This is a genomic window from Variovorax boronicumulans NBRC 103145 (genome assembly GCF_001591345.1).
Lineage (GTDB): Bacteria > Pseudomonadota > Gammaproteobacteria > Burkholderiales > Burkholderiaceae_C > Variovorax > Variovorax boronicumulans.
Genome location: NZ_BCUS01000195.1, coordinates 1 through 7114, shown reverse-complemented (window position 1 = coordinate 7114; position 7114 = coordinate 1). Strand labels below are relative to the sequence as shown.

General features: G+C 69.6%; 10 protein-coding genes. 4 read left to right on the top strand and 6 right to left on the bottom strand.

Annotated features, from left to right (window positions below; all coding sequences use genetic code 11):
- From VBO01S_RS32880 to VBO01S_RS30170, 3 genes are all read left to right on the top strand, one after another.
- Window positions 1–388, top strand: a 388-nt coding sequence (locus VBO01S_RS32880) for a bacterioferritin-associated ferredoxin (protein WP_502688677.1), incomplete at its 5' end; no start/stop codon positions are given.
- Complete coding sequence (locus VBO01S_RS30175) at window positions 385–1101, top strand: GntR family transcriptional regulator (protein ID WP_370682128.1); 717 nt, start codon at window positions 385–387, stop codon at window positions 1099–1101. The genes VBO01S_RS32880 and VBO01S_RS30175, both read left to right, overlap by 4 nt.
- Window positions 1102–1180: 79 nt before the next feature.
- Window positions 1181–2107: a fatty acid desaturase family protein gene (locus tag VBO01S_RS30170; protein ID WP_062482576.1), complete on the top strand. Its 927-nt coding sequence runs from the start codon at window positions 1181–1183 to the stop codon at window positions 2105–2107.
- A gap of 4 nt (window positions 2108–2111) precedes the next feature.
- On the opposite strand, the gene VBO01S_RS30165 is transcribed toward VBO01S_RS30170, so the two are convergent.
- Complete coding sequence (locus VBO01S_RS30165) at window positions 2112–3008, bottom strand: EamA family transporter (RefSeq protein ID WP_062482573.1); 897 nt, start codon at window positions 3006–3008, stop codon at window positions 2112–2114.
- Between the two features lie 88 nt (window positions 3009–3096).
- Here VBO01S_RS30165 and VBO01S_RS30160 point away from each other — a divergent pair, with 88 nt between their 5' ends.
- The gene (locus VBO01S_RS30160; RefSeq protein ID WP_062482570.1) at window positions 3097–3984 is read left to right on the top strand and encodes a LysR family transcriptional regulator; all 888 of its coding nucleotides are present in this window, start codon (window positions 3097–3099) and stop codon (window positions 3982–3984) included.
- Window positions 3985–3996: 12 nt separating this feature from the next.
- Here the strand turns inward: VBO01S_RS30160 and VBO01S_RS30155 are convergent, their stop codons facing one another.
- The 5 genes from VBO01S_RS30155 to VBO01S_RS33105 form a co-directional block, all read right to left on the bottom strand.
- On the bottom strand, window positions 3997–4320 hold the full coding sequence (locus VBO01S_RS30155) for a hypothetical protein (protein ID WP_062482567.1): 324 nt from the start codon (window positions 4318–4320) through the stop codon (window positions 3997–3999).
- 91 nt (window positions 4321–4411) lie between these two features.
- Window positions 4412–4582: a hypothetical protein gene (locus VBO01S_RS32875; protein ID WP_167395080.1), complete on the bottom strand. Its 171-nt coding sequence runs from the start codon at window positions 4580–4582 to the stop codon at window positions 4412–4414.
- Window positions 4583–4676: 94 nt separating this feature from the next.
- Window positions 4677–6119 carry an ATP-dependent RNA helicase DbpA gene (gene dbpA, locus VBO01S_RS30150; protein ID WP_062482564.1) on the bottom strand — a complete coding sequence of 481 codons (1443 nt, stop codon included), beginning with the start codon at window positions 6117–6119 and terminating at the stop codon, window positions 4677–4679.
- 121 nt (window positions 6120–6240) lie between these two features.
- Complete coding sequence (gene infA / locus VBO01S_RS30145; RefSeq protein WP_062482563.1) at window positions 6241–6510, bottom strand: translation initiation factor IF-1; 270 nt, start codon at window positions 6508–6510, stop codon at window positions 6241–6243.
- 362 nt (window positions 6511–6872) lie between these two features.
- The coding region (locus tag VBO01S_RS33105; protein ID WP_218005425.1) for a hypothetical protein at window positions 6873–7114 on the bottom strand (242 nt) is incomplete at its 5' end.

Sequence of the window (7114 nt, the reverse complement as noted above, 5' to 3'; positions counted from 1 at the left end):
GGTGCAGGGCACCATCGCCGGCCACGCGGCCGTCGGCGAGGCCGCCCAGGCCCGCGCGCACGACCGCGAACGCGCCCGCTGGGACGCTTTCGCCGCCCAGCTGCACCGCCGCTTCGCGCTGGCCGACGACCTCAAGGCCCTGCCCCGCCCCGACACGCTCGTGTGCCGCTGCGAGGACGTGCCCTTTGCCGCACTCTCGGCCTGCACCGGCTGGACCGATGCCAAGCTGCACCGCCGCTGCGGCATGGGCGCCTGCCAGGGGCGCGTCTGCGGCGACGCGGCGCAGTTCCTGTTCGGCTGGACGCCGCCCGCGCCGCGCCCGCCGCTGGTGCCGGTCCGCATCGAGACACTGGCCGGGCTCGCAGCGCCCGGCGACGCCCGACAATGACGGCCCCACATCTGTACACGCACGAGCACATCCACATCCCCACCATGGCCGCCCCGAAGACCGCTCCCCGACCCCCGCCCAAGCGCCGCGCGGCCGACCTGGCCTACGACGCCATCGAGGCGCTGCTGTCCACCATGCAGCTGGAGCCCGGCAGCCAGATCGTCGAGGCCGAGCTGGCCGAGCGCACGGGCCTGGGCCGCACGCCGGTGCGCGAGGCGCTGATGCGCATGGTGTCGATCGGCCTCATCGTGCAGCAGCCGCGCCGCGGCCTGCTGGTGTCGACCATCGACCTGGCCGACCACCTGGACGTGATCCAGACCCGGCGCGTGCTCGAGCAGCTGATTGCCGCCTGCGCCGCGCGCCGCGCCACCGCGCCGCAGCGCCAGGCCATCGTGCGCTGCGCCGAGGCCATGGTCGAAGCCGCCGGCCGCGGCGACCTGAACGACTACATGCAGGCCGACCGCGCGCTCGACCTCGTCACCCACCAGGCGAGCCACAACGACTCGGCGGTGAAGGCGGTGGTGCCGCTGATCGTGCAGTGCCGGCGCTTCTGGTACGCCTACCAGCACGAGGGCGAGATCGTCGAAGGCGCCAACGCGCACCTCGAACTGGCGCAGGGCATCGCCACCGGCGACGAGGCCGCGGCCATCGCGGGCGCCGAGCGGCTCATGGACTACCTCGAAGTCTTCGCCCGGAAAATCATCGACAAGTAGGCCGAAGGGCCTCGCCGCTGCGCATCCGCATCGGGGAACTACGCGTGATCTGCCGGCGCCTTCGCCGCATACTGGCCCGATGGCCGCTGCACCCCGCGCTCGACCCGAAGACTTCTTCACCCCCGACGAGTGGCAATCGCTCACCGCGCGCTCGTCCTGGCGGGGCCTGTGGCTGGTGGCGCACTGCTGGGGCGTGATCGGCGCCGCGATGCTCGTGGGCATCGTGTGGCCGTGGACGATTCCGCTCATGGTGCCGATCGTCGGCACGCGCCAGCTGGGCCTGTTCATCCTCATGCACGACGCCGCGCACGCGGGGCTGCACCGCAATCGCAAGGTGAACGACTGGGTCGGCTACTGGCTGTGCTCGCCCACGCTGCGCGACTACCGGCCCTATCACCTGCAACACCACCGCTTCGTGCAGCAGACCGAAGACCCCGACCTCGTGCTGTCGGCGCCCTTCCCGATCTCGCGCGACTCGATGTGGCGCAAGGTCGTGCGCGACCTCAGCGGCCAGACCTTCTACAAGCAGCGCTTCGGCCACATCGCCGACGCCCTGCGCCAGCGCGCGCCGGGCGAGTCGGCGTTGCGCGTGTTCGGGCGCGGGCTGGCGAAGGACAGGCGCTTTCTCATCGGCAACGGCCTGGGCCTGCTGGCCTTCACGCTGGCCGGTGTCTGGTGGGCCTGGGTGCTGATGTGGCTGCTGCCGATGGCGACCTGGCTGCCGCTCGTGAGCCGCGTGCGCAACATCGCCGAGCATGCGCTGGTGGCGCAGAACGAAGCCGACCCGCTGCGCCAGGCGCGCACCACGCACGCCGGCTGGCTCGAACGCATCTTCGTGGCGCCCTACTGGGTCAACTACCACTGCGAGCACCACATGTTCACCAACCTGCCCTGCTGGGCGCTGCCGAAGGCGCACCGCCTGCTGCAGCGCCAGGGCGCGACGGCGCGCATGGAAGTGCAGCCCGGTTACCTGAGCCTGCTGCGCCGCGCGGCCCCGGTGGCCTGAAGTCTCAGCGACTGGGGGCGGGCTGCACCGCCGGCACCGGCTGCGCACCGCGCTGTGCCTGCTGGCTCAGCCAGATGCTCGCGATCACGATGCCGATGCCCGCCATCTGCCAGCCCGAGAGGCTCTGGCCCAGCAAGGCCCAGCCCAGGATCACGGCCGTGACCGGGCTCAGGAAGGCCAGCGGCGCGATCGCCGAGGGCTCCAGCCGGGCCACGCCGCGGAACCACACGATGTAGGTGAGCGCGGCGCCGACCAGGCCGAGCCAGGCGAAGCCGACCCAGTTCATCGCCGTGAGCGCGGGCAGCGGCGGTTCCAGCCACAGCGCCACCGGCAGCAGCAGCAGGCCGCCGGCGGTCAGCTGCCAGGCCGTGAAAGTCAGCGCCGACACCGGCGGCTGCCAGCGGCGGCTGAGCACCGTGCCGAAGGCCATCGACACCGCCGCCGTGAGTGCCGCGGCGATGCCCAGCGCGTCGAGCGCGGCGTTCGGCGTGAGCACCAGCAGCGCCACGCCGCCCATGCCGATCACGGCCGCTGCCACCGACAGCGCACGCACCGGCGCGCCCAGCAGCAGGCCGGCGAGGAACACCACGAACAGCGGCTGCACCGAGGTGATGGTGGCCGCCACGCCGCCCGGCAGCCGGTAGGCGGCCAGGAACAGCATCGCCCACAGCACCGAGAAGTTCAGCGCGCCCAGCAGCAGGATGCGCCCCCACCACGCCCGGGGCGGCAGCTGGCGCACGATGAGCATCAGCAGCAGGCCGGCCGGCAGCGCGCGCAACAGCGCCACCGTCAGCGGGTAGTTCGCCGGCAGCAGCTCGGTGGTCACGATGTAGGTGCTGCCCCAGACCGCAGGCGCGATCGCGGTGAGCAGGACGTCGGTGGTGCGGTTGGAGGAGGTCATGGCTCGAATCTAGGCCGTTGACCTGTGGTTGTGAATGCTCGAATAATGAATTGATTCTTTACTGACAGTCGTCAATCGAGCGCCGGCCATGGACCATCTCACCGCCCTCAAGGTCTTTCGCACCACCGCCGCGGCGGGCAGCTTCGCCGGCGCCGCGCGGCAGCTGGGGCTGTCGGCCGCGGCCGTCAGCAAGAACATCGCCGAGCTGGAGGCGCACCTGAAGGTGCGGCTGATCAACCGCACCACGCGCAGCATGAGCCTCACCGAGGCCGGCGCGGCCTACGTGGAGCGGCTCGCGCGCATCCTCGACGACCTGGACGAGGCCGACGCCGCGCTGGCGCCCATGGGGGCGAGCCCGGGCGGCGTGCTGCGCGTGAGCGCGCCGCTGACCTTCGCGCTGACCTGCATCTCGCCGCACATCCCCGCCTTCCTGGCGCGCCACCCCAACCTGCGGCTGGAGCTGAACCTGCAGGACACCCGCATCGACCTCATCGGCGAAGGCTACGACCTCGCGATCCGCGGCAGCGACCGGCTGGAAGATTCGAGCCTGGTCGCGCGCGAGCTCATGACCATGACCCACGTGCTGTGCGGCGCGCCCGGCTACTTCGCGGCCCACGGCCGGCCTGCCGCGCCCGAAGACCTGAAGGCCCACGAGTGCGTGCAGTTCACCCTGTCGGGCCACGCGAACAAATGGACCTTCCGCCGCGCCGGGCGCAGCGTGGCGGTGCCGATCGACGGGCGCTACAAGGTCAGCTCCAGCATCGCCGTGCGCGACGCCCTGCTCGCGGGCTTCGGCCTGAGCCTGGTGCCGCGCATCTATGTCGAGCAGGAGCTGGCGGCGGGCCGGCTCGAAGCCGTGCTCGCCGACTGGGAGGCCGACCGCACGCCGGTGTACGCCGTGTACCCGTCGCGTCACCTGGCGGCGAAGACGCGCGCCTTTGTCGATTTCCTGCTGGAGCGGTTCGCGGCGCGGTGAGGTGCGCGGGGGCTAGTCGCCCGTCGGCTCGGCGATCTCGGGCGCTTCCCACCCCAGCAGCTCGGCCAGCCGCTGCACGATCCAGCCGGCCTCGGGCACCGACACGCCCGATTCCGGCGTGGCCAGCCCGGCGTGGATGCGCCGCAGGATCTCGCTTTCGACCGGCACCTCGGTGTGGTGCTGGATCTGCGCATGGCCCACGAGGTGGCCGGCGAGGTCTTCGCAGATCTCGTAGCGCGCGCGCACCACGTCGATCGGCTCGCGCAGGCGCTGGCGCGCGTCGCTGTAGACCGCGAAGAACGAGGGCGGGATGTAGATCTGGTTGTCGTCGGACATGGCAGCGCGTGATGCAGGGCAGGCCCCAATGACAAAACGCGCCCGGGGGCGCGTTCGTCGTGGCTCCGAAGAAAGAGCCGCGGGGGCTGGATCAGCCGCCCTTGCTCGGGCGCTTGCCCGGGTTCTTCTTGCTGCGCGTGGCGGTGCCGCGCTCGAGGCTGATCTTCTGGCCGCCACCGTTGCGCGGCACGGTGTAGCCGGGCATGGGCGTCGGCTTCGGGCTGGCAAGACGGTCGGCTTCGGTACGGATTTTCTTGGGCATGGAAAGCTCGGATAAAAAAGATGTTCGACCCCCGATTAGGCCACATCGGCAGATTTCGTCTGCCAAGCGCCCAAACAGGAGCATGGGAGGGATGTCAGGTGGACTGCGGTGTCAGCAGGCGCACCTTGACGCTCTTGCCCTTCACGCGGCCGTTGCCGAGCTTGCGGGCGGCTTCTTCGGCAATGCCGCGGTCCACCGCGACATAGGTCGAGAACTCGTTGACGTTGATCTTGCCGACCTGGTCCTTGGTGTAGCCGCAGTCGCCGGTCAGCGCGCCCAGCACGTCGCCGGCGCGGATCTTTTCCTTGCGCCCGCCGACGATCTGCAACGTGGCCATGGGCGGCGTGAGCGGTGCGCCCTTGGCGGGCGTGAGCTCGGCGAGCGGGTGCCATTCGGACTCGCGGCCCTGCAGCTGTTCGATCTTCCCGACGAAGCCCATCTCGTTCATGCTGGCCAGGTTCAGCGCCAGCCCTTCCGAGCCGCCCTGCTGGCCCACGCGGCCGGTGCGGCCCACGCGGTGGATGTGGATTTCGGAGTCGGGCGTCACGTCGACGTTGATCACCGCTTCGAGCTGCGCGATGTCCAAGCCGCGCGCCGCCACGTCGGTGGCCACCAGCACCGAGCAGCTGCGGTTGGCGAACTGCACCAGCACCTGGTCGCGCTCGCGCTGCTCCAGCTCGCCGAACAGCGCCATCGCGCTGAAGCCCTGCGCCTGCAGCACGTCGACGAGGTCGCGGCACTGCTGCTTGGTGTTGCAGAAGGCCAGCGTGCTCACGGGACGGAAATGGTCCAGCAGCAGGCTCACGGCGTGCAGCCGCTCGCTGTCCTTCACCTGGTACCAGCGCTGGCGGATCTTGCTGCCTTCATGCTGGGCCTGCACCGTGATCTGCTCGGGGTTCTTCATGAACTGCTGCGCGAGCTTGGCGATGCCTTCGGGGTAGGTGGCCGAGAACAGCAGCGTCTGGCGTTCCTTGGGGCACTGGCGCGCCACCTTCACGATGTCGTCGAAGAAGCCCATGTCGAGCATGCGGTCGGCCTCGTCGAGCACCAGCGTGTTGAGCGCCGAGAGGTCGAGGTTCTCGCGCTCCAGGTGGTCCATGATGCGGCCCGGCGTGCCCACCACGATGTGGGCACCGTGCTCCAGGCTGGCGATCTGCCCGCGCAGCGCCACACCGCCGCACAGCGTGACGACCTTGATGTTTTCTTCGGCGCGCGCCAGGCGGCGGATCTCGGTCGTGACCTGGTCGGCCAGCTCGCGCGTGGGGCACAGCACCATCGCCTGGATGGCGAAGCGGCGCGGGTTCAGGTTGGACAGCAGCGCCAGCGCGAAGGCGGCGGTCTTGCCGCTGCCGGTCTTGGCCTGGGCGATCAGGTCCTTGCCGAGCAAGGCGGGCGGCAGCGCGGCGGCCTGGATGGCCGTCATCTGCGTGTAGCCGAGCTGGGTGAGGTTGGCCAGCATCTGGGGCGACAGCGCCAGCGTGGCAAAGCCGTGGGGTTCGGCCTGGAGGCCGCCGGCTGGGGAGGTGGTGGAGTTCATCGTTCGGCAGCCGGAGACAGACAGGAAGACGGAGGAGCAAAAAAAGTGACGGCCCGGAAAAGACAAAGGCCTTGCAGGGCCCCCTCCGGGAGGGCGCTCTGCAAGGCCGGCCGGGCGTCGCTCAGCGGCGGGGCGTGTTGTTGCCCGAGTTGGTCGGCGGGGGGCCGCGGCGTTCCAGGTGGCGGAACGTGATGCGGCCCTTGGTCAGGTCGTAGGGCGACAGCTCGAGCGAGACCTTGTCGCCGGCCAGGATGCGGATGTGGTGCTTGCGCATCTTGCCGCCGCTGTAGGCGATCAGCTGGTGGCCGTTGTCGAGCGTGACGCGGTAGCGCGAGTCGGGCAGGACTTCGGTCACTGCGCCGTTCATTTCGATCAGTTCTTCCTTGGGCATGTGTGATTACCTCTGAATCGTTCGATGTGTGTTGGAGATGAAGATGGGCGTGTTGGTTTCAGTCGGCCGGCGGGTCAGCCGGCGTCCAGGAATCTGTCGTTGCGGTGCGGGAAGCAGAAACCTGCCCACCGCGATGCTGTTGCGAAAGTGTCCATGAAGCCTGGGGCGCTGCGTGCCGGTGCGGGGCGCGCAATGCCGAAAAATTAGTGAGAACGGACGCGCCGCACGCGCGATTCGCTTCAACAGGAACGAAGGCAGTGGTGGCATTCATGGGCGCCCGGTCTGGCGCTCCAACACACTGTGAAAGCCGGCGTGGCCCGAGGGCTGGAAACGAGAAGCCTGATGAATCCTGGATCCCGGATTCAGATGGCAACGCAGATCGGCCGGCGGGGGTGACGAAATTCTTCGTCGTGGTATCGAAACGAACCCGACATTATAGCTTGCAGGGCATGACAGTTGCTTGTCTTAAAAACAACGCCCGCATGAAAAAGGCCCCGAAGGGCCATCCATCCTGCAAAGGTAGCTATTGAAAATATAGCAAGCGCCCGTGGGCTCAGGCGCAGGCCGGCGCCGTCGACGCCGCAGGCGCGGCCGACCGGGCCCG

Coding starts and splice junctions, on each gene's coding strand:
- VBO01S_RS30175 (WP_370682128.1), top strand. CDS start 385: ATGACGGCCCCACATCTGTACACGCACGAGCACATCCACATCCCCACC.
- VBO01S_RS30170 (WP_062482576.1), top strand. CDS start 1,181: ATGGCCGCTGCACCCCGCGCTCGACCCGAAGACTTCTTCACCCCCGAC.
- VBO01S_RS30165 (WP_062482573.1), bottom strand. CDS start 3,008: ATGACCTCCTCCAACCGCACCACCGACGTCCTGCTCACCGCGATCGCG.
- VBO01S_RS30160 (WP_062482570.1), top strand. CDS start 3,097: ATGGACCATCTCACCGCCCTCAAGGTCTTTCGCACCACCGCCGCGGCG.
- VBO01S_RS30155 (WP_062482567.1), bottom strand. CDS start 4,320: ATGTCCGACGACAACCAGATCTACATCCCGCCCTCGTTCTTCGCGGTC.
- VBO01S_RS32875 (WP_167395080.1), bottom strand. CDS start 4,582: ATGCCCAAGAAAATCCGTACCGAAGCCGACCGTCTTGCCAGCCCGAAG.
- dbpA (WP_062482564.1), bottom strand. CDS start 6,119: ATGAACTCCACCACCTCCCCAGCCGGCGGCCTCCAGGCCGAACCCCAC.
- infA (WP_062482563.1), bottom strand. CDS start 6,510: ATGCCCAAGGAAGAACTGATCGAAATGAACGGCGCAGTGACCGAAGTC.